25 protein-coding genes are annotated in these 18,612 nt (G+C 60.0%); 9 read left to right on the top strand and 16 right to left on the bottom strand.

Annotated features, from left to right (window positions below):
* The 4 genes from IE224_RS18955 to IE224_RS18970 all read left to right on the top strand — a co-directional run.
* The coding region (locus IE224_RS18955; RefSeq protein ID WP_191312833.1) for a hypothetical protein at positions 1-349 on the top strand (349 nt) is incomplete at its 5' end.
* 69 nt (positions 350-418) lie between these two features.
* On the top strand, positions 419-1,228 hold the full coding sequence (locus IE224_RS18960) for a hypothetical protein (RefSeq protein WP_191312835.1): 810 nt from the start codon (positions 419-421) through the stop codon (positions 1,226-1,228).
* A gap of 703 nt (positions 1,229-1,931) precedes the next feature.
* Positions 1,932-2,102, top strand: coding sequence for a hypothetical protein (locus tag IE224_RS18965; RefSeq protein WP_191312837.1), 171 nt, complete (start codon positions 1,932-1,934; stop codon positions 2,100-2,102).
* 273 nt (positions 2,103-2,375) lie between these two features.
* Positions 2,376-2,705 carry a hypothetical protein gene (locus tag IE224_RS18970; protein ID WP_191312839.1) on the top strand — a complete coding sequence of 110 codons (330 nt, stop codon included), beginning with the start codon at positions 2,376-2,378 and terminating at the stop codon, positions 2,703-2,705.
* 58 nt (positions 2,706-2,763) lie between these two features.
* Here the strand turns inward: IE224_RS18970 and IE224_RS18975 are convergent, their stop codons facing one another.
* The gene (locus IE224_RS18975) at positions 2,764-3,342 is read right to left on the bottom strand and encodes a TetR/AcrR family transcriptional regulator (protein WP_191312842.1); all 579 of its coding nucleotides are present in this window, start codon (positions 3,340-3,342) and stop codon (positions 2,764-2,766) included.
* A 160-nt stretch (positions 3,343-3,502) separates the two neighbouring features.
* Between IE224_RS18975 and IE224_RS18980 the strand changes: the two genes are divergently transcribed.
* Positions 3,503-4,027, top strand: a complete 525-nt coding sequence (locus IE224_RS18980; protein WP_444544092.1) for a cupin domain-containing protein — start codon at positions 3,503-3,505, stop codon at positions 4,025-4,027.
* Positions 4,028-4,566: 539 nt separating this feature from the next.
* Here IE224_RS18980 and IE224_RS18985 read toward each other — a convergent pair.
* On the bottom strand, positions 4,567-5,640 hold the full coding sequence (locus tag IE224_RS18985) for an IS110 family RNA-guided transposase (RefSeq protein ID WP_191312844.1): 1,074 nt from the start codon (positions 5,638-5,640) through the stop codon (positions 4,567-4,569).
* Positions 5,641-5,750: 110 nt separating this feature from the next.
* Positions 5,751-6,164 carry an ester cyclase gene (locus IE224_RS18990; RefSeq protein ID WP_191312846.1) on the bottom strand — a complete coding sequence of 138 codons (414 nt, stop codon included), beginning with the start codon at positions 6,162-6,164 and terminating at the stop codon, positions 5,751-5,753.
* 118 nt (positions 6,165-6,282) lie between these two features.
* Between IE224_RS18990 and IE224_RS18995 the strand changes: the two genes are divergently transcribed.
* Entirely contained in the window at positions 6,283-6,645 is a 363-nt protein-coding gene (locus IE224_RS18995; protein WP_191312848.1) for a winged helix-turn-helix transcriptional regulator, read from the top strand.
* A 154-nt stretch (positions 6,646-6,799) separates the two neighbouring features.
* Here IE224_RS18995 and IE224_RS19000 read toward each other — a convergent pair whose 3' ends face one another.
* Together IE224_RS19000 and IE224_RS19005 are read right to left on the bottom strand one after the other, a co-directional pair.
* Positions 6,800-7,531 (bottom strand): SDR family NAD(P)-dependent oxidoreductase, encoded by a 732-nt coding sequence (locus IE224_RS19000; protein ID WP_191312850.1) that lies wholly within the window; start codon positions 7,529-7,531, stop codon positions 6,800-6,802.
* A 37-nt stretch (positions 7,532-7,568) separates the two neighbouring features.
* Positions 7,569-8,426, bottom strand: coding sequence for an alpha/beta fold hydrolase (locus tag IE224_RS19005; RefSeq protein ID WP_229849465.1), 858 nt, complete (start codon positions 8,424-8,426; stop codon positions 7,569-7,571).
* A gap of 15 nt (positions 8,427-8,441) precedes the next feature.
* Here IE224_RS19005 and IE224_RS19010 point away from each other — a divergent pair, with 15 nt between their 5' ends.
* Positions 8,442-9,341: a LysR family transcriptional regulator gene (locus IE224_RS19010; protein WP_191312852.1), complete on the top strand. Its 900-nt coding sequence runs from the start codon at positions 8,442-8,444 to the stop codon at positions 9,339-9,341.
* A 490-nt stretch (positions 9,342-9,831) separates the two neighbouring features.
* On the opposite strand, the gene IE224_RS19015 is transcribed toward IE224_RS19010, so the two are convergent.
* The 5 genes from IE224_RS19015 to IE224_RS19035 form a co-directional block, all read right to left on the bottom strand.
* Complete coding sequence (locus IE224_RS19015) at positions 9,832-11,142, bottom strand: MFS transporter (RefSeq protein ID WP_191312854.1); 1,311 nt, start codon at positions 11,140-11,142, stop codon at positions 9,832-9,834.
* Between the two features lie 178 nt (positions 11,143-11,320).
* On the bottom strand, positions 11,321-11,872 hold the full coding sequence (gene copM / locus IE224_RS21315; protein WP_202380311.1) for a CopM family metallochaperone: 552 nt from the start codon (positions 11,870-11,872) through the stop codon (positions 11,321-11,323).
* Positions 11,830-12,162, bottom strand: coding sequence for a four-helix bundle copper-binding protein (locus tag IE224_RS19025; protein WP_191312856.1), 333 nt, complete (start codon positions 12,160-12,162; stop codon positions 11,830-11,832). The genes copM and IE224_RS19025 overlap by 43 nt, the downstream gene beginning before the upstream one ends.
* 181 nt (positions 12,163-12,343) lie before the next feature.
* Complete coding sequence (locus IE224_RS19030; protein WP_191312858.1) at positions 12,344-12,709, bottom strand: hypothetical protein; 366 nt, start codon at positions 12,707-12,709, stop codon at positions 12,344-12,346.
* A 119-nt stretch (positions 12,710-12,828) separates the two neighbouring features.
* Positions 12,829-13,569: a MauE/DoxX family redox-associated membrane protein gene (locus IE224_RS19035; protein ID WP_229849466.1), complete on the bottom strand. Its 741-nt coding sequence runs from the start codon at positions 13,567-13,569 to the stop codon at positions 12,829-12,831.
* Positions 13,570-13,704: 135 nt separating this feature from the next.
* On the opposite strand from IE224_RS19035, the gene IE224_RS19040 reads away from it, so the two are divergent.
* Positions 13,705-14,085, top strand: coding sequence for a MerR family transcriptional regulator (locus IE224_RS19040; protein WP_191312862.1), 381 nt, complete (start codon positions 13,705-13,707; stop codon positions 14,083-14,085).
* 18 nt (positions 14,086-14,103) lie between these two features.
* Positions 14,104-14,583 (top strand): c-type cytochrome, encoded by a 480-nt coding sequence (locus tag IE224_RS19045; RefSeq protein ID WP_191312864.1) that lies wholly within the window; start codon positions 14,104-14,106, stop codon positions 14,581-14,583.
* Positions 14,584-14,791: 208 nt separating this feature from the next.
* On the opposite strand, the gene IE224_RS19050 is transcribed toward IE224_RS19045, so the two are convergent.
* The 6 genes from IE224_RS19050 to IE224_RS21455 form a co-directional block, all read right to left on the bottom strand.
* Positions 14,792-15,766, bottom strand: a complete 975-nt coding sequence (locus IE224_RS19050; protein WP_191312866.1) for an arsenic resistance protein — start codon at positions 15,764-15,766, stop codon at positions 14,792-14,794.
* A 203-nt stretch (positions 15,767-15,969) separates the two neighbouring features.
* On the bottom strand, positions 15,970-16,434 hold the full coding sequence (locus IE224_RS19055) for a DUF411 domain-containing protein (RefSeq protein ID WP_191312868.1): 465 nt from the start codon (positions 16,432-16,434) through the stop codon (positions 15,970-15,972).
* A gap of 3 nt (positions 16,435-16,437) precedes the next feature.
* A complete protein-coding gene (locus tag IE224_RS19060) occupies positions 16,438-17,067 on the bottom strand; it encodes an SCO family protein (protein WP_191312870.1) in 630 nt (209 codons plus the stop codon).
* Positions 17,049-17,528, bottom strand: a complete 480-nt coding sequence (locus IE224_RS19065; RefSeq protein WP_191312872.1) for a copper chaperone PCu(A)C — start codon at positions 17,526-17,528, stop codon at positions 17,049-17,051. The genes IE224_RS19060 and IE224_RS19065 overlap by 19 nt, the downstream gene beginning before the upstream one ends.
* A gap of 1 nt (position 17,529) precedes the next feature.
* On the bottom strand, positions 17,530-18,111 hold the full coding sequence (locus IE224_RS19070; protein ID WP_191312874.1) for an SCO family protein: 582 nt from the start codon (positions 18,109-18,111) through the stop codon (positions 17,530-17,532).
* 76 nt (positions 18,112-18,187) lie between these two features.
* Positions 18,188-18,529, bottom strand: coding sequence for a methyltransferase family protein (locus IE224_RS21455; RefSeq protein ID WP_191312876.1), 342 nt, complete (start codon positions 18,527-18,529; stop codon positions 18,188-18,190).
* Between the last annotated feature and the right edge of the window lie 83 nt (positions 18,530-18,612).

Below are 18,612 nucleotides of genomic sequence, written 5' to 3' on the forward strand. Positions count from 1 at the left end.
TCGCTATGAGGTTCTCGTTGAAGAAGAGCTGATCGAAGGTCTCAGCTTTGCGGCGTTTAGAGAAACCGGGGCCTATCTGATGACCTATGAAAAAGGGCACAGCACAATGCCTACAGAGATGCGATCGATCTCGTCGACCTATCTCGACATGGCCCTGAAACGGGACGCTATATTGGACACCACGGTTGAAGGCGCCCTTGTATCTCCCTCTGACAAAGCCATTCCGGAGGAAGAAGGGTCAACTCTTCGAGACATGCAGGCACAAGATCTGCCATCGCAGGAAACTGCGACCGTCGGCAACAGGATCAAGCAATGGATCGAGACCGTAACGTCGCCTTTGCCACGGTGACGATCGCCTCAGATCTGCAAAGGCGGCGCCGGTCCGGCGAATGGCCGCTGGCAAGAAAGGTAAACATTCATGTTCCCGTCCCTCGAACTCCCGCAGCTCCTATTGCTTCGGCTCATGGCCAGGATCGGCCTTGCGGCAGGCCTTGCTGCCTTGCTCGCGCTTCCAGCGTCCGCACAAATGGGGGTTGGTCCAATACCGCCGAATGCTCAGCCCCGCAGTTACGGCGGTGGCTGGGATTGCGACTTAGGCTACGTTTTGGACGGTGCGGAATGTGTAAAGGTCGAGGTTCCTGAGAACGCCTATGCAACCAGACGCTCCTACGGAACGGGTTGGAGCTGCCACCGCGGATTTGAAGAGGTTGATGGAACGTCCTGTTCTGCAATCCCTGTGCCCGAAAATGCCTTCTTGAAGTCGTCAGGCTACGGCTGGCAATGCGAACGCGGCTACTGGAAAGACGAGCAACTATGCGTGTCAATCGTTCTGCCGGAGCATGCTTTTCTTACAGATGATCGGACCGGACCCGGATGGACCTGTGAGCGTGGTTTCACAGCAGATTTGGACCGCTGTCTTCCCATTGTTGTGCCGGAAAACGGGTACCTGACCAACGTTGATTACGGCGATGCATGGTCCTGCGAGAGAGGATTTATCCAGGTCGGCGAGCGATGCGATCCTGTTGTTCTCCCGATCAACGGCTTCCTCGATCCAGGTGCTTACGGACCAGGATGGCGCTGCGATCGTGGGTATGCACCAGATGACCGGGAGCGCGCGTGCGTCGCGATTGAGCTGCCACAGAATGCACATCTTGATGACTCTGGAAACCGGTGGGAGTGTGACCCCAGCTTCCAGCTCTCGGAGGGGGCCTGCATTCTTGGGCGATGACGTGGAAGACTTCCCGTTCATGACTATCCGGCGTACGCAAATGTAATAAGTACCAGTCTGACCACCAACGGCAGCAATCGGGCCGACCTTACCCCACCTGACCCTCACCCGAAGAGATTGCCACAGCTTCGGCGATTCAGGGTCTTGGCATCGCAGGGCCAGTCGGTGGCCAGGAGACGGGGTCGATTGGAATTACCCAGCTCCTTGCTTACAGTCGCCCTATGTCTTGGTGTGAGGTCCAGCTTGTCTGCGGATCGTTTCTGCCAGAGGAGGCCGCAAGGGTTACAACACGGGCGATACAAATTTCCTGCTGCGCGGCATTATCAGGTGTAGACCTCCGCCAAATCCCAGTCGGAGCGCCTGAATGGCCAGCGAAGAAGCCGCGTCCAGTCCCCCGGACGTCCGGATAACGCACGACCCAAGGGCTCTCGTTATGAACGAGGGACAACTGGGGGCAGGTCAGAAGCAGCCGTTTTGAATGTGGGCAACTCGAAAAGGTCTCAGTTCGCTTGCCATCTTCGTCTTTACTGTAATCCTCATAATGTCCGTCCTCGGTTTTGACGTTGTCGATCATCCATCTCTTCCCCATCCGACCATTCGCCTACGAGATGTCTGCAGAAGGCCGATGTAATTGCGCGTCCCAATCCCTATATCTGTACTGACCTTTCAGTATCTCCTGCAGGGTCTTATGGAGGGCCCGACAATGGGCACCGACGTCAAGATGCCTGGCGATGGCCAGCATGTGAACCGGGTCACTGAACCCTCTCAGGAAAAGTTGTCCAGCGGAATTGGTGCAAGCCAAAAGCGCGAGGACGGGCGTCCGGGCCGCGATCCCGACGACCAGGCGCGCCCAGCCGATGGAGATCGGGTGTAACCTTTGGTATCTGCAAAACTGGGAGGATGATGGCGGAGCCTTCGTTTTTCCGGTGCCGTTCAGGACTGTTCGCCATGGGCAAGCTGCACGCAGACCTCGTGTGATTGGTATCTGAACTTTCCTAGAAGCGAAGTCAGCGCGTCGGCCTCAGGCCGGTTTCGTCTGCATGACAGCAAAACTTGGCGGGCTCCGCCGGGGCCGCACATCGACGCAGGGAGAACCCATTGCAGAGCTGCAGCTTATAAAGGCAATGCCACCGGAGGGGATCACGATATGAGGGATGCGCTGAAACGACTGATCGAAGCGACAGAGTCTGGTACCTGGGACAAGAGTTGGCGATGGCTTTTGGATAATGTCGGCATCATTGACCCTCAGCGGTTCTCGGACGCATATCTCGGATCGCTTGACGCAGCTAAAGCCATTCATGATGGCTTGCTGCCGGGATGTAGGATCGAGTTGTTCGGTCCTACGGCACAGGGCCTGTACGGAATGAGCTTGCCCACTCTTGGACAGGATATGGTTTTTGGTCCGGACCCTGCTCGGGCATGGTTGTTGGCTATCCTCCGCGCCAAGCTGGCCCAGACGGATCACGATCCATTATAAGAGTTCCATAAGACCCGTTGATGCCGATTTCCCTTCTCCGGCTTGATCAGGAGGCGGCCTATGGCAGCATCCGGTCGCAGATCGCCTCGGCGGTCTCTGCCACGAGTGCGCGAGCCTCTTCTGCGGACAGGCCTGCGATGTCGAAGAGCGCGATCATGGCCTCGGCCCCGGTGGCCATGCCAAGCGCGGCGGCAATGGACCGGGCTTGTTCAGGACGGAGGTCTGGCTCGCTCTCCAGGGCCCGTAGGAAGGCCTGGATGCGGCGGGCGCCGCGGCGGGGGGTCTTGCCGTCCTGCGCTTGCGCACTCGCCTGCAGGTTCAGGCCGAGATAGGTGCGAAAGGCCGCCTCGTTCGCCACGGCCAGGTCGAAGAAGTAAAGGCTGATGGCAACCAGCCGATCACGTAGGGTGGCGGCATCTCCGATGATCTCCTCGTAAGGTGCCGCCTTCAGATGCAGGCCCGCCTCGGCCGCCAGCAGCGCGGGATCGGAGAAGTAGCGATAGGCCGAGGCCTTCGAGATGCCGGCTTCGCGAGCCGCTGCCGTGACCGTCAGGGGCTCGCCGCGCATCAGGAGCGCGCGGGCCGCGTCCAGCAGGGCCGCCCGTGTTTTCTTCTTCTGGTCTTCCCGCTGCGTCACGGCCACCTCATGAGACAATTGTCTTGCTAGAATCATCCTGCAGTTATAAGACCTCTGTCTCATGAATGGCAACCAACAGGAGAAACACACCATGACCGCTCCGCGCAGCTATGACGCAATGGGCATACTCTTCCGGTTTCATGCCTTCCCTGGCGAGACGATGGGCAAGTTTTGCCTTGTGGAGGCCGTGGTGCCGCCGGGCCTGGGTGCGCCGCCCAATCATCATGCGGGCGAGACAGAAGGCTTCTACGTGCTTGGCGGGGAGATCGCGTTCACGCTTGCCGGGGAAACGCAGCGGGTTCAGGCGGGCGGCTTTGTTTCAGTTCCTGACGGAGCGGTACATGCCTTTCAGGCCATAGGCTCCGAGCCTGCGCGCCTCCTGATCATCAACGCGCCGGGCCACATGCACGAGGCGTTCTTCACCCGGACCGGCNCGTCGCGCGCATTCTCTCCGTCGCGGCGGATGTCGGCATGGTCATCGTGCCGCCTGCGGATGCCGCGCACTGAACGGCTGAAATCAGCGTTGCTTCTTCTGGTCTCCACCTTCCAACGTCTTCAGGATCTCGACGGCCTCAGCCAGACCTGCCGCAGTGCTGCGGCTGGAGTTACTGTAAGCCTCCGCGATGTACGGACCAACAATGCGGGCAGCTTCGGAGACGGTGTCTGGGTCGGTACTAATTTCTGAAGGGGCAGGGCGCGTCCTGCGGCCAACCTCATGCCTGCCCCGAAAAAGGTACTGATGAAGTCTCTGACGGAGGTCGCGGAAAGACATACCCATCTCTGACAACGTTCATGGATACAGTCGGTTGCGACGTTGGGGTTAATTCCGTCTTTTATTGCCACCCCATCGGAAGGGGAGCGGATCCTTCACCTGAGACAGCCAGCCGCAGCCTAGAGTATCCGTTGTTCGTCAAGCATTAGAAACGGTATTTCTCGGCGAAAGCGGTCGTTCGCGCGTGGCGCAGCGAATTACCGCATAGAGCCCAATGTATGTGCCGGCTGCTGTTCGCAATTGAGAATATGGCGTGGCTGCGGAAGTCGCTCATATGTATCCGGCCTGTTTGATCGGCTCGCGGGCCGTGGCCTTGATGGGGTTACGCACGCGCCGTGGTCTCATTAGCGGCAAGGTCGATGATGACCCAATGGGCTCTCAGACTCTGGGGGCGTAGTTGATCCGTTCCATGCTGTTTTCTCTTTCGCGAACTCCGTAATGGCGGTGGAGCGTCAGATGGCGTCCGTTGCCATGTCTCTGTCTCTCGCAGCGTCGAAGCTGGTGCCGTGGCGCAGGATGCTCCAGGCTATCCGGGCCAGCTTGTTGGCTAGGGCAATGGCGGCCTTGTTGCCGGGCATGCGCGTCACGGCTCCGGCCAGCCAGTTGCCGAAGCTGAAGTTCGGCCAAAGGTGGGGACGCATCATGATGATCCGCGCCGCCTGAACCAGCAGCATCCGCAGATACCGACTGCCCCGCTTGGTGATCCTGCCGAGGATCGTTCGACCGCCTGTGCTGAATTGCTGGGGCACCAGACCGACCCAGGCTGCGAAGTCTCGCCCGCGGTCGAAGGCTTCCCCCTTGCCGATGGCAGCCACCATCGCTGTCGATATCATCGGACCAACGCCGGGGATCGACATGATCCGGGCGCAGTTCTCTTCGCTTCGGCTGACCTCCTTGATCTCTTCGGAAACCTGATCAATCCGCCCGTCCAGCCAGTGCCAGTCATAGCGGAGCCCGGTCAGTACCCTGCGCATCCGGGGCGACATCTCATCCTTTCGCTGCTCAAGGATAGCCTCGAAAGAGTTGTCCAGGGCGCGCAGGCCAGAGCGAACGGTAATTCCTTGCTCGATCAGGAAAGCACGGATCTGGTTGATGGTTGCAGTGCGGCGCGAGACGAGCCGTGCCCGCACCCGGTGCAGCGCTTGCAGGTCAAGCTGATCCTGGTTCTTCTCAGTCACGCATTGCAGGTTCGGTCGCACAGCAGCTTCGGCGATGGCCTCGGCATCGTTGTAGTCGTTCTTCTGACCCTTGTTGAACGGCTTCACGTAAATGGCAGGAATGATCCGGGGCTCAAAACCGAGGTGGCGCAGAGTGCGGCTGACGAAATGCGCGCTGAGGCAGGCTTCCATGCCGACAATGCACCGCGGAAGCGCGGCGAAAGTGTCCTGCAACGCGAAACGTTTGATCTTCCTGCGCAGAACGACTTGGCCTGATCGGTCAAAGCCGACCAGATGGAAAACGTCCTTGCCGATATCAACGCCGATAATGGCAAGGTCTTCAAGGCTTCCTTGTTTCTTGGCACACATGGCTGCTTGTCCTTGTTGCACGGTTGATCCCAGTTCAGGATAACCCAACCGGGGGGGAAGCAGCCGGCACATCCCATTAGCCGCCCTTCGTGCAGCCGTGGTATCATGTATCAGGTCAGTTGCTGCTGCATGATCGAGAATGCGTTGTAGCAGTGGAACGCCGCGATCTTCCCGTTCTTCATCCGGAAGACATCGCAGCAGGGGACGTCGATGACCTTCCCAGTTGCGGCAAGCGGGCCTTCTGGCGTCATTAACGTGCCGCGATGCGTGCCGCGGATGGCCAGTTCGACGACAACCGTATCCCCCAATACATCAATGCTGAAGATCTCCCGGTGGATGTCCGGAAAGGCTTCGGCCATCCCGCTTGCGACGAGCGCGATATCGGAGCCGCGAAAATCCATTTGGGCTGGAATGTTGCAGACGTAACTGTCTTGCCCGAAGCAGGACAGGAATGCCGCAATGTCGAGGGAGGTCCCCTCGGCCGACGCGTAAAGCTTCTGGATGGTGTGCTGATGATCTGTCATCTTGAATGCCTTTCCCGAAAGGGCGTGGTTTTTTGCAGCTGGCCGCGGCTATGGCATCCAACTAGACAGCGAGTTACCTGAAGGCTAGAACCTACTAAAAGGTAAGTGTGAGATTATTATGGATCGAACAAACACACCTTGCGGTCTGGATGTCGCGCTGACGGTCATCGGGGGCAAATGGAAGCCGCTGATCCTCTACCATGTCCAGAGTGGGCCCACGCGCTTCTCCGAGATACGGCGGCGCGTCGGCGGTATCAGTGAAAAGATCCTGATCCAGCAGCTGCGCGATCTGGTCAAGCTAAAGGTCCTGCTTCGTCACGACCATCACTGCGTCCCGCCAGTGGTTGATTATGCGTTGACGCCCTTCGGCGAGACACTTGTCAAGGCTCTGGCTCCTCTGTGTGCTTGGGGCACCGCAAACCGAGATGTGGTCGGATCCATGGTGGCGTCGGCGTCATCTGCGACCGAGCGGGGCATCTAGATCAGGCAAACTGCAGCAACGTCTAACGTAGCTGCCGCCATTGTCATGGGCGGCAGCTACGCAAGGTAGCCGCGAGCGGACTTAGACTTCAGCCGCTGCACGGCTGACGCCTGCGTTTAGGCAGACACAGCCAGCTAGACCGGCACACCGCGCTTCAGACCTGCTGCATACCCCCGTCGACGAACAATTCCACACCTGCGATGAAGCTCGCCTCATCGCTGAGAAGAAAAAGCGCGGCGGAGGCAACTTCGCCTGGGCGTGCCATCCGCCCCATCGGGATCGTGGAGACAATGGCCGCGCGAACGTCGTCTGGAACAGCCGCCATCATCTCGGTATCTGTAGATGCAGGCGCCAGAACGTTGACGCGGATGCCGCGAGGGACCAGCTCGGCCGTCCACGTGCGGGCGTAAGCACGGATAGCAGCCTTCGTCGCACCATAGGTGGCATAGTTGGCAATGCCCGCGCTCCCTGCGACTGATCCCATCAACACGACGGAGCCCCCCTCACGCATGATGGGAACCGCTGTCTGAAGTCCAAACACCAAGCCCTTTACGTTGACGGAGAAAAGACGGTCGAAATGTTCAGAGGTCATTTGGCCTAGTGATGCCGGCTCCGATATGCCTGCATTGAGGACCAACGCGTCTATGTGCCCGTGCTCCTGCTTGATTGTCTGCACGACCTGCGCCAGATCCGCCGCATTGCTCGCGTCTGCGATGAGGCCGCGCGCCCCATGACCAATGGCCTTCGCGGCGGACTCGACATCCGCAGACTGCCGCCCCGTCAGATACACCTTTGCGCCTTCGGCGGCGAGCCGCTCGGCGATCGATCGACCGATCCCCTTCGCGCCGCCAACAACCAGGGCGATCTTGTCCGTCATGCGTCCCATGATCATATCCTCACATCTACCGTGCCCAGGAGGGACGTCATTCCACTGCCCGGGCGGCCTGCGCGATCACTTCGGCCACCTTGTCGGGACTCGTCATCGGCAGCATGTGGCCGTTCTTGATCTCGACGACCGTCGAACCGGCGCGTTTGGCCATGCGGCGCTGCAGACCGGGCGCGATGACCCGGTCCTCGGTGGCGATGACTGCCCAGGTCGGCTTCTCGCTCCAAGCCGCAGCATCAACCTCATGCGCAAGGTTTACCGAGTTGGCCATTGGCTGGGACCTTGCGACGAAGCGGACGTCTTCATCAGAAAGGCCGTTGCCATTCAGCGAGACGAATGCCTCTTCATCAACCAGGAAATGGCCATGTTCGAAGACTGTAAGCTTGTCGGGCGTGAACTCCGTCGGCTCCGAGGCCAGCAGCATATTGCCGCTTTCTCCGGTGTCCGGCTGGAAAGATGCAACATAGACCAGGCCTTTGACGTCCGGGTCGTTACCGGCTTCGGTGATAACCACGCCACCATATGAATGGCTGACGAGCAGCACCGAACCATCTTGAGCATCAAGGTTTCGCTGAACCGCCGCGATGTCGTCCTCGACAGATGTCATCGGCAGCTGAGAGATCGTGACGTTGAAGTCCGCTGCCGTCAGGCGGTCGTAAACCTCTCGCCAAGTGCTGCCATCGACGTTGCCCCCGTGAACCAGAACGATGTTTCGAACGTCAGCGGCGGCAAGGCCCGGCAGCGCCATCATGGTGCCGAGCACCACGCTTCCGGACAGGTAAAAAGTGCGGAGTTTGCTCATTGTCGGTATCTCAATCGTTGCAGTTGATATCTGCAATCTGAGATAGCCATAGCGCTTATCGATCACTATACTGATTGCAGTGATAGAGCTCATCACCGGAGCCGATAAGTGGATCGTCGCGATCTTCCTGACCTGCTGTTGTTTCAAGTGGTAGCCGAGGAAGGCAGTTTCACCCGCGCCGCACTGCGGCTCGGGCGCGCGCAGTCGGGAATCAGTCAGGCGATCGCCGCGCTTGAACAGCGCATTGGGTTGCCGCTGCTGGCACGGACGACGCGCAACGTGCGTCCGACGGAGGCCGGTCAGCGCCTTTTGAACTCGTTGAACCCGGCCCTGCGGCTGATCGAGGATGGGTTGACTGAACTTAAGGAAGCACGCGGCGGTGTGGTCGGCACTCTACGGCTGACCTCTATCGAATATCCAGCAAGGGCGATCATGATTCCCGCGCTGACGGAGTTCATGGAGCAATACCCGAACGTGATCGTGGATCTGAGGATCAGCGACCGGCTGACCGATATCGTCGAAGCCGGTTTTGATGCTGGCATCCGGATGGGGGCGCATCTCGAGCAGGACATGTCGGCTCTGCCCCTTGGTCCTGACCTGCGTGCGGTGGTTATCGGCTCGCCCGATTACTTTGCACGGCGGGGTGTGCCAAAGCGTCTAGAAGATCTCTCTGACCACGCCTGCCTTAACTATCGCCACGCAAGTCACAGCGATCTTTTCCGATGGTCGTTCAGGCAAGGCGAACGCCGTATTGAGATGGCGGTCAAAGGTCAATTGATCGCCGACGACGCCCATGTGCTCATCGAAGCCGCATTGGCAGGGCAAGGGCTGATCTACCTGTTCGAGCCTTTCGTCTCGGAGCATCTGGCGGCGGGCCGTCTTCAAAGCTGCCTCGAAAAGTTTTGCCCGCTCTGGTCGGGCTATCATCTCTACTACCCTGGAAGACACCAGAAATCAGCCGCGCTCGCGGCATTGGTCGATTACCTCAAGTCCAGAAAGCTGCGATGAATGGCGCTTGTCCGATCATTGGCGCTGACGAATGACCGGATTGTTCTCCATGGCTGATTGTTGTTATCGCCCCAAGGAGAGATGAGGAAGTGTACGCTGAACCATCCCTCATTGTTACACAGACCTGACGCCTGGTTGTGGCGAACATCCCTGAGAAAAGATCAGGCTCCTAGTACTGGTGTAGATTTCCGCGCTGATTGACAGGTTTCTGTTGGCGCTATTTGTCAGTCATCTTGCCCACCACCGTCCCAAGCAGCCATCTATGGATTCTGCACCGTTCAGAGAACCTTCGGGTGCCACATTCACCACAGCAGTTTCCCAGCAATGTGCCGGGCTTCCCCAAAGTGCCAGGTTGTTGAATGAAGAGGACGAACGCGAAAAGCCATAGCGGATGGGAACTTGCAGGTAGAGGATGCCTTCCCTGCATGAACGGTGACTTCCAATCGGGTGAACCAGGAGGATTCGAAGCCCATACGGAGCACTGAAGCGGTCATTTGATCGGCCAGCGTTCATGAAGATCGTCGATCACCACAGGATGATGATGTTTCTCATATCCGCCAAAGGTGATCAGATGCGGATGATCGTCAGGAAGATGAGGGTGCGAGTGCGGGATATCGGCGGGATCGCCTTTTGGCCATAGCCGCAAAGCCAGACCAACTCCCACAAGAGCGGTCCCGGCCATGACCGCAAACGCCCAGTTTATGCCCAGTGTTGCACCCAACTGTCCAGCCATCGGATAGCAGATCAGCCAGCAGGCATGGGACAGTGCGAACTGAGCGGCAAAGATTGCTGGTCGATCCTCAGGGTGGGCAGACCGGCGCAGCAGCCGGCCTGAGGGCGTCTGTGCAACCGAGTACCCGAAACCGAGGACCAGCCATAGGGCCAGCAGCGCTCCATAGCTATTGACCTCCACTCCAGCCACGGTGCCGATCACGAGAAGGCTCGCGCCCGCGATCATGACAGGGCGATCCGACAGACGATCCAGCACGCGGGGCAGCACAAGAGCCGCGATCATCGAGCCGGCGCCGAAGGACGCCAAGGCCAAGGCCACCTGCGACTCAGTGAGGCCAAAGCCCGCCTTGACCAGAACCACGGTGTTGACGATCACCATAGAGCCTGCCGCTGCTACCGCCAGGTTGATGGCCAGCAGCCCTCGCAGGCGCGGTGTAGCCAGATAGATGCGGATGCCCCGCGTGGTGCGGTCCCAGACCCCGCGCCTTGGACCGGCCTGCGGCACAGGCAGGTGCACGCTGAGAACCAGCAGGGCCGAGGTCAGGAACCCCACCACTGTGCCGGCGAACAGGTTGTGGAAGCTGATGACGCTCAGAAGCGCTGCCGCGACCATCGGCGAGACGAGGCTTTCCAGGTCATAGGCCAGTCGCGACAACGAGAGGGCACGGGTATAGTCATCCTCGTCAGGCAAGATGTCCGGGATGGTGGCTTGGAAAGTCGGCGTGAAAGCGGCCGAGGCGGCTTGCAGCACGAAGATCAGCAGATAAATCTGCCAGATCTCGGTCACGAAGGGCAGGCACAACGCGATGGAACCCCGGATCAGGTCCAGTCCCACCAGCAGCGACCGGCGCGGCAGCCGGTCGGTGAAGGCCTGAGCCACCGGTGCCACACCCACATAGGCGATCATCTTGATGGCCAGCGCCGTGCCCAGCACCGCCCCCGCATCGGCACCGGCCAGATCATAGGCCAGCAGCCCAAGGGCGATCGTCATCAGCCCTGTGCCCAGCAGCGCGATCACCTGGGCCGCGAACAGGTGGCGATAGGTTCGGTTTCGCAGGATAGCCAGCATCGCGGATCCCTACAGAAGCTTGGTCATCGCCTTCATTTCAGCTGGGCACTGACCGTCTCATCACCAAGGCAAAGCGGCGTCACGCTCTTTGTAGGAAGCGTCATCGATGGCGTTGCAGCCCAGTGTCGTTAGGATCGCCGGCGCTTGATGCTCCGGCGATCCAGAGGTCCAGAGGTCCTTACGGCTTGGCCGCATTCTCCTCGACCCAAGCGGTCATTTCCTCGATTTCAGGCCCTTGAGCGTCGATGATCTTCTGCGCCATGGCTTTTGACTCGTCATCATTGCCATATTTCAGTTCGACCTCGGCCATCGCAATGGCGCCGGTATGATGCGCGATCATCCCGCAGTGGAAGGCAAGATCAGGGTCCTTGATGGTGTGTGTGGCCATCATTGGGGCATTCATCTCCATCATGGCCTGCATGGACGCCTTCTGGGCCTCGTCCATGCCTTCCATGCGGCCCATCATGCCGGACATGTCCATGCCCTGCATCATCTCTGACATCTCCGACTGCGGGATTGCGTCCTGGCAGCCCTGCGGCAAGATCGACAGGTCGGTCATAGGGCCGGAATGGCCCTTCATTTCGCTTTCCTGTGCAAGAGCCGCAGGCGCGGCGAGAAGGGCTACAACGCTGACAGCGAGTTTGAACCTACGCATAGGTTTTCTCCTTTGACGTAATGAGAAGCTGGTTATGCGGCCATGTTCCGGCAGCTTTCGGCGCACCGGCGGCACGCATCGACGCATTCCTGCATGTCCCCGACCTGTTCGCAGTTCCGGGCACATTCCTCGCACACTTCGGCGCAGACCGCGCAGGTGCGTTTGTGAAGCTCGCTGCCCATCAGCATGAAATTCGCCGAAGTCTGGCAGATCTCGGCACAGGCCATCATGAGCCGGAAATGGCTCGGTTCGACATGCTGACCGCCTTTTTCCAGGCAGTGGCTCATGGCCATGCTGAGGCAGGTGCTATGGCAGCGCAGGCATTCATCGATGCAATTCTGCATGTCTTGAGAGATATGGTGCATGTGGATTCTCCATTTCGAAAGCGCCGGATCGATCAGCGGCGAGCGGGCGCAGGTTCTCACCGCCACAGACGACGCCAGCAGAAAGCTTTTTCTGTGATATCGTCTGAGCGAACCCCGCCCTCAAAGCTGATGCGGCGCCGACCTCCATCGGGTCGAGCGTTCGGCGCTTGCCGGAGCGGGATCAGATACGATGAGACAGACGTGGAGGACGGCGCAGACCTTCGGGATCATGCCCTGCCAGCGAAAAGACAAATGTGAAGGTTTTGGACGGAGTTGCCCAAGGATCCTCCAAGTCGAGATCCCCATCTGGCATGAGCGCCAAGAGACACGCATCGCCGCAGCACGACAGCTTTCCGTCCTGGCTGCCGTCGTGCTGGTGGTTAGTCACTGTGGAATGGTCATGGCTCCGGTCCGGCCCATCAAGAGCAACCTCTGCGACGTAAGGCGCTACTGCCTGAGCCATCGTATGATCGTGGGCGTGCAGAAGTGTGCCTTCGGCAGCAACAGCATGGGACACAAACATCACCCCTGCCAGAAGCGCGATCATGCTCGCAAGCTTCTGCCAGATCGACGTAACCTTTGCTCGGTTGGCTGGCCGTCTCATGACACGGGAACGCCAACTGCGTAGACTTGTTCCAGTGTGGTTCTGAGGGTCGGGCGACCGGATCACATCCCATGCGCCCAGAGGGGCAGCAGCCCGAAGGCACCAAGGGCCATCCAGACGGCCATGGCGATCATCATCAGGTTCTCGGTCAGCGACACAAAGCCCAAGGGCACGTTGCTCGCCCCGCCGACGCAGGCACATTTGAGTTCGCGCCGATCCAGATAGACGGCCTTGAAGACCGAGGCTGCGCCGATGGTGCCAATGACCAGGGCAATGGGAACGGATAGCCAGGTCAGTGCGCCCGCGATCATCAGGATGCCCGCCAGTCCTTCGGCAAAGGGGTAGATGTAGGAATAGGGCACCCACCGTTTTGCCAGCAGGTCGTAGTTCAGGAACATCGTCGCGAAGCTCTCGACGTTCTGCAGCTTCAGGAGCGCCAGAATGGCCATACTGAAGGCGATGAACCATTCGCCCGCACGGATTGTGAAGGGTGTGCCATAGACGGCAAAGCTTGCGGCAAGCGCCATCAGCAGCGTCATGGCAAACAGGGCAAACACCGGCCGGTAGCTAGTCGCCTTGGGATCGGTCACGCGCTTGCCGAGATAGCGCCGCAAATCATCATAGCCGCCGATGCGGTGGTCACCCACGAAGATCTGCGGCGTGGTTGCGACACCCTGGCTGGCCTTGAAGGCCTCGACCTCCTCACGCGTGGCAAGATGATGGTCCTCGACTGCAAAGCCCGAGCGCTTCAGCAGGTCGAGAGCCTTGAGGCCATAGGGACAGGTGTGATCCGGCATCATCATCCGGTGAAGTCGTGCCGTTTTGGACGCTGCATTTGCAGTATGTTCCAACATCTCTGAGTCTCCTTCGCAACTTGATTGGGAGCATGTCGGTACGTATATAAGTGCTGTACCATAGTACGGTATCAAGAGGCAAAGATGCTTTCGATCGGAAAACTTGCGGAGGCGGGTGGCGTCGGTGTCGAGACCATCCGCTTTTACCAGCGAAAGGGCCTGCTGGGCATGCCGGCGCGTGATGGTGGCATTCGCCGTTATGGGGATGAGGATGTCCGGCGTCTTCGGTTCATCCGCAAGGCGCAGCAGGCGGGCTTTACCTTGGAGGAGATAAGGGAACTGCTCGACTTGGATACAGGTCATGACCATCATCGCGCGCAGGAAATGGCCCGAACGCGGTTGGCGAAGCTGGATGAACAGATCGCGGAGTTGCAACGTGCTCAACGACACCTGCAGAAGCTGGCAGCGGAATGCGCCAAAGGAGGAACAAGGACCTGCCCCATTCTCACAGCCTTTGAGGTCTAGGCCTCTTCGGAGGCCGATATGAAAAGGCTTCACTTGATTCTGACAGGCGCCGCGACCGCAGGAACACTCGCACTGGCCACGTGGGCGATTCAGCCCGAGGCTGCCGCTGAGGATGTGGTATTCATGGGCGAGCCAGTGACTGCCGAAGAAATTGCGCTTGGGCAGGAGGTTTACACCGCCAACTGCGCCTCCTGCCATGGCAGGGATCTTGAAGGGCAGCCGGACTGGAAGCGCAGGCTGGAGAACGGCCGCATGCCGGCTCCACCACATAACGAAACCGGGCACACTTGGCATCACGCCGACAGTCAGCTCTTCACCATCACTAAGTTTGGCGTGAGGGCAGTAGTCGAGGACTACGAGAGCGACATGCCAGCTTTCCAGGGCGTTCTGACAGATGCCGAGATCCGCGCGGTGATCGGCTTCATCAAGAGCACCTGGCCTGATCGGAAGCGCGACTTTCAGGCCGAAGTGAACGGTAAGGGGAAGGTGACGCCATGAGCATCAGGGCAAGGCCGGGCAGCGCTGCTAGTCACCATGCTAACGGTCGGTGTTGAGGCTGGGCCGCTGATCCTCTGTCTAGTAGCCTGTATTGCAATGTGCGGACTGTCCGAAAGAGGATGGCGGCCTAACGTACACTCCGTCCCCTCTCCATGGGTCGCCGCTACGGCACCGCCAAGTGGCAGCTATGCGGGACCGAAGCCGTCGTTCAGGCAGTGCGAACCTCTATCTCCTCACCTGCCCTGCCCAGGCACGGAAGGACGCGAATGTAGATCAGTTCGGCGATCAGTTCGACCAAGGTCTGCGTCACGATCACCGCCGGAAGCACGGGGATCGCGCCCGGAACGGCAAGGGCCAGCGGTAGCACGACAAGGGAGTTTCGTGTTGCGGTCGAGAAGGACACGGCTCGACCCGCAGCCGGTCGCAGCCCAAAAGCCCGTGCCACGCCCCAGCCAATGAACGGCGCTATTACTGCGAAGGCCACATAGACAGGCAGGGCAGACAGTGCATGACGGCTGGCGGCCCCCAGGACAGGGACCGTAGCCGCCACGACCAGAAACAGGACGACAGCCGTCGCCGGGACCGGAAGAAGGCCGAAAACATCGCTGACCCGTTGTCCTGCCGTGTGTCGCGCGGCCCAAACCTGAACAGCGCCCGCACAGATCAGAGGCCCAGCGATCAGCCAGACAAAGGCATGCACGAACGGTCCGATGCGCACGAGGTCAGCGGCTTCGCCGCCAAGGAACAGGCCAAGATAGATTGGCAGCAGGACCATCTGCACCAGCAGCAGGACCGGCGTCGAGGACAGCAGCAACCGCGTATCCGCCCGCCCCAGATGAGCGAAGGTGATCACATAGTCGATGCAGGGCGTCAGCAGCACCATGAGGATGCCGAGGCGCAGCAGCGCATCATCGATGGCAAGCTGCGACAGCAGCAACACAAGTATCGGGACCGCGATGAAGTTGCTGACCAGAAGGGCACCCAAGAAACGGGTTTCCCGGAAGTCTTTGCCGATCTCCGGCAAAGGAACTTGCAGAAAGGTGACGAACAGCATGAAGGCCAGCGCGGGATTGATCGCGCTTTCCAGGGCGGTCGTGCCCGGCACAGCATTGGCGGCAATCGCGGCAAGAGCGACGGCAGCAAAGTAGATCCACACCTGTTGGCGTTCGAGAATATCGCGCATGTGGTTTCCTTTCCGTCATTGCTGGTCACAGGAACGGGTATCTCAAGAAGGCAAGGGATGCGACCGTCCGCTAAGGAACTCTTCGCGACGTGCTGGAGACCCGGCCTGGTGCAATTCCATGGAGGCCGCTGCGGCCCTAGAGATGACTCGGGCACGCACGATCGATTTACGGATACCAATTTTGCCGCATGCGGCGAGGACAGCTATGCGGCAGGATAATGGGTGAAGACCTCACTCGTGCCGTCCTTGCGGATCAGCAGGACATCATAGGCCTCTCGTTTGCTTTCCGGCCCCATGCCTGGACTGCCATAAGGCATGCCGGGCACGGTGATGCCACGCACATCGGGTCGCTCCTGCAGAAGCTTGCGGATATCGGCGGCCGGAACATGACCTTCGATGAAATAGCCATCCACCGAGCCGGTATGGCAGGACGAGAGCTCGACGGGCACGCCCAGGTCCATCTTGTGCTGCATGAGAAGCGCGCCGAAACGCTCCTCATGCGTTACCTCGAAACCGTTTTCCTGCAAGTAGCGGGTCCATTGCTTGCAGCACTCGCAGCCGGTGCCTTCGACCACATGGATGGTGGTCGCGGTTCCGGACAGGGCAAGGCGCGGCACAGCGCTCGCGGCGGCAGCGCATAGCAGGGTGCGGCGGGTCAGTCTGGTCATCGTCTATCCCTCTTGCTTCAGCGCTTGCCGGATCTTCGGCACAGCAGCTTGCGGATTTTCATGCAGGTCAATGATCCGCGACAAACGTCCATCCGGCCCGAACACGAACACGCCGGAGGTGTGATCCAGCGTGTATTCACCGTTTCCCCGAGGGACGCGCCGGTATGTCACCCCGAATTCTTCCGCCGCGCGGGCCACCTCGGCAGGCGTGCCGGTCAGGCCGGTAATGCGCGGATCGAAGTTCGACAGGTAGTCGGCCAAGACCTCGGGCGTGTCGCGCTCCGGATCAACTGTAAAAAGGTGAACCGCGAGCCGGTCGGCATCAGGCCCCAGCTCTTCCAGCCAGTCGCTGATGTTCAGAAGCGTCATGGGACAGACATCCGGGCACCAGGTGAAGCCAAAGAAGACCAGGTTCGCCTGTCCGAGCCAGTCCTGCGGCTCGACGTGCTCGCCCTCGTGGCTGGTGAGTTGCCACGTCATGGCGCTCAGGTCGGCGGCGCGTATCCGGGCGGCAGATGTTGTGGTTTCCTCCTGCCAAGGCAGATCGCCGCTCTGCCAGGCCCCAAGGGTCAGCATGAAGCCGAAGGCCGCAAGGAGGCCGGCACCGCCAAGGATCAGGGTGCGACGCCGCATGCCGCCTCTCGTGCCCGGATCGGCAGGATTTCAGTGTCGATCGAGACTTTCCCGGCCTTCTCGAACTGCAGCGTCATGGGGAAGCTTTCGCCTTCCTTCAGCTCCGCTTCGAGATCCATGAGCATCCCGTGAAAGCCGCCCGGTGCCAGGCTGATCGTCTCTCCTGCGGGAATGTCGATGGCGGCCGCGTGCGGCATGCTGGCCACGCCCTCCGTCATCACCGTTTCATGGAGCATGGGCATGCCTGCCACGGGGGTTTCGATCCCGGTCAGGCGGTCGTCCGTGCTGCCGGTGTTCTGGATGGTGACATAGAATACGGCAGGACGTGCGGTTCCGATGGTGGCGCGGGACCAGGCCGCGCTGACGGAGAGATCGCCCTGGGAAACCTTGGCGCAGTCGGCAAGCGCAAGGGCAGGCAGCAAGGTCGCAAGCCCCAATCCGGCGATGAGCGGTTTCATCATGTTACAAACGCTCCTTGAGATCAGCGGTGATGTCGTCGGCGGAGGTTCCATACTCGAACTGGCGCAACCAATCGCCTTGAGGCCCGATCAGGTAAAGGCTGGAGCTATGCGACATAGTGTAGCCCCCTGGCGCTGATGCCGCCTTTTCCGGATCGGCAAAGACCTTGAAGCTCTCCACGGCGGCGCGGGTCTGGGCCTCGTCCCCGGCAAGCCCAAGAATGGCAGGATGAAAGGCCGCCAGATACTCGTCCAGGCCGCTTTCACGATCCCGGACCGGATCGACCGAGATGAACACAGGCTGCACGTCCTCGGCTTCCGGTCCCAGGTCATCCATGACCTGCGCCACTTCCGACATCGTCGTTGGGCAGATGTCCGGGCAGTTGGTGAAGCCGAAGAAGACAAGAACATGCTTGCCCCGGAACTCCTCGGAGGTGCGGATTGTCCCCGCTTCATCCGGCAGGGAAAACTCCGGCCGGAAAGCCACCGCTTGCTCCTGCCGGTCGGCGCGCCAGAACAGCACGCCAACAACGACGAGAGACACCGCAACGGCAATCCAAAGGGCAATCCTGATTGTCTTCAGCATGTCTGACAGTCCACTGCTTTTGTGACCGCGCCGTAGCACCTCTAGCCACATGAGGTTCAAGCGGCTTTGTGCAGGCTCACGGCTTTGTCAGATCTCTGGCTTCTGTTGTTCCTCCGGACGGGAGGCGGGAGCCTGCTCGGAGCCAACGCGGAACCTGTGCGCTCCATCTGCGGTATTCGGCCCCGTGAACCGCAAGCAGCACGCGCTCCTCTGCCCGGATCTGAACCGAAGCTGAGGTGACAAAGACAAGAACGGCCAGAAGCCCCGGCAGGGACGGGATCGCCAGGGCAATGCCTGTCAGCAGCAGCCCTTGACCCACAAAGGTCGGATTGCGGCTGAGGCGGAAAAGGCCGCCGGTGACTAGGCTGCCACTTTCCCCTTCAAGGACACCAACCCTCCAGGATGCCCCCATGGACATCTGAACCGCCCCGGGTTTACCGGAGAGTAAAACACTCAAAGGATGAGCCCTATGTCAAAGCCGAGATTCACCCCCGCCTATCC

This window comes from Paracoccus aerius (assembly GCF_014656455.1).
In the GTDB taxonomy this organism is placed as follows: domain Bacteria; phylum Pseudomonadota; class Alphaproteobacteria; order Rhodobacterales; family Rhodobacteraceae; genus Paracoccus; species Paracoccus aerius.

Excerpts from the sequence above, each read along its gene's own strand:
- IE224_RS19040 (WP_191312862.1), top strand. The coding sequence starts at position 13,705 with ATGCTTTCGATCGGAAAACTTGCGGAGGCGGGTGGCGTCGGTGTCGAG.
- IE224_RS19045 (WP_191312864.1), top strand. The coding sequence starts at position 14,104 with ATGAAAAGGCTTCACTTGATTCTGACAGGCGCCGCGACCGCAGGAACA.
- IE224_RS19050 (WP_191312866.1), bottom strand. The coding sequence starts at position 15,766 with ATGCGCGATATTCTCGAACGCCAACAGGTGTGGATCTACTTTGCTGCC.
- IE224_RS19000 (WP_191312850.1), bottom strand. The coding sequence starts at position 7,531 with ATGGGACGCATGACGGACAAGATCGCCCTGGTTGTTGGCGGCGCGAAG.
- IE224_RS19060 (WP_191312870.1), bottom strand. The coding sequence starts at position 17,067 with ATGCGGCGTCGCACCCTGATCCTTGGCGGTGCCGGCCTCCTTGCGGCC.
- IE224_RS18995 (WP_191312848.1), top strand. The coding sequence starts at position 6,283 with ATGGATCGAACAAACACACCTTGCGGTCTGGATGTCGCGCTGACGGTC.
- IE224_RS19065 (WP_191312872.1), bottom strand. The coding sequence starts at position 17,528 with ATGATGAAACCGCTCATCGCCGGATTGGGGCTTGCGACCTTGCTGCCT.
- IE224_RS19030 (WP_191312858.1), bottom strand. The coding sequence starts at position 12,709 with ATGATCGCGCTTCTGGCAGGGGTGATGTTTGTGTCCCATGCTGTTGCT.
- IE224_RS21455 (WP_191312876.1), bottom strand. The coding sequence starts at position 18,529 with ATGTCCATGGGGGCATCCTGGAGGGTTGGTGTCCTTGAAGGGGAAAGT.
- IE224_RS19015 (WP_191312854.1), bottom strand. The coding sequence starts at position 11,142 with ATGCTGGCTATCCTGCGAAACCGAACCTATCGCCACCTGTTCGCGGCC.
- IE224_RS18970 (WP_191312839.1), top strand. The coding sequence starts at position 2,376 with ATGAGGGATGCGCTGAAACGACTGATCGAAGCGACAGAGTCTGGTACC.
- IE224_RS19025 (WP_191312856.1), bottom strand. The coding sequence starts at position 12,162 with ATGCACCATATCTCTCAAGACATGCAGAATTGCATCGATGAATGCCTG.
- IE224_RS18960 (WP_191312835.1), top strand. The coding sequence starts at position 419 with ATGTTCCCGTCCCTCGAACTCCCGCAGCTCCTATTGCTTCGGCTCATG.
- IE224_RS19070 (WP_191312874.1), bottom strand. The coding sequence starts at position 18,111 with ATGCTGAAGACAATCAGGATTGCCCTTTGGATTGCCGTTGCGGTGTCT.
- IE224_RS18990 (WP_191312846.1), bottom strand. The coding sequence starts at position 6,164 with ATGACAGATCATCAGCACACCATCCAGAAGCTTTACGCGTCGGCCGAG.
- IE224_RS19005 (WP_229849465.1), bottom strand. The coding sequence starts at position 8,426 with ATGAGCTCTATCACTGCAATCAGTATAGTGATCGATAAGCGCTATGGC.
- IE224_RS19055 (WP_191312868.1), bottom strand. The coding sequence starts at position 16,434 with ATGACCAGACTGACCCGCCGCACCCTGCTATGCGCTGCCGCCGCGAGC.
- IE224_RS18965 (WP_191312837.1), top strand. The coding sequence starts at position 1,932 with ATGGGCACCGACGTCAAGATGCCTGGCGATGGCCAGCATGTGAACCGG.
- IE224_RS19035 (WP_229849466.1), bottom strand. The coding sequence starts at position 13,569 with ATGATGATGCCGGATCACACCTGTCCCTATGGCCTCAAGGCTCTCGAC.
- IE224_RS18985 (WP_191312844.1), bottom strand. The coding sequence starts at position 5,640 with ATGTGTGCCAAGAAACAAGGAAGCCTTGAAGACCTTGCCATTATCGGC.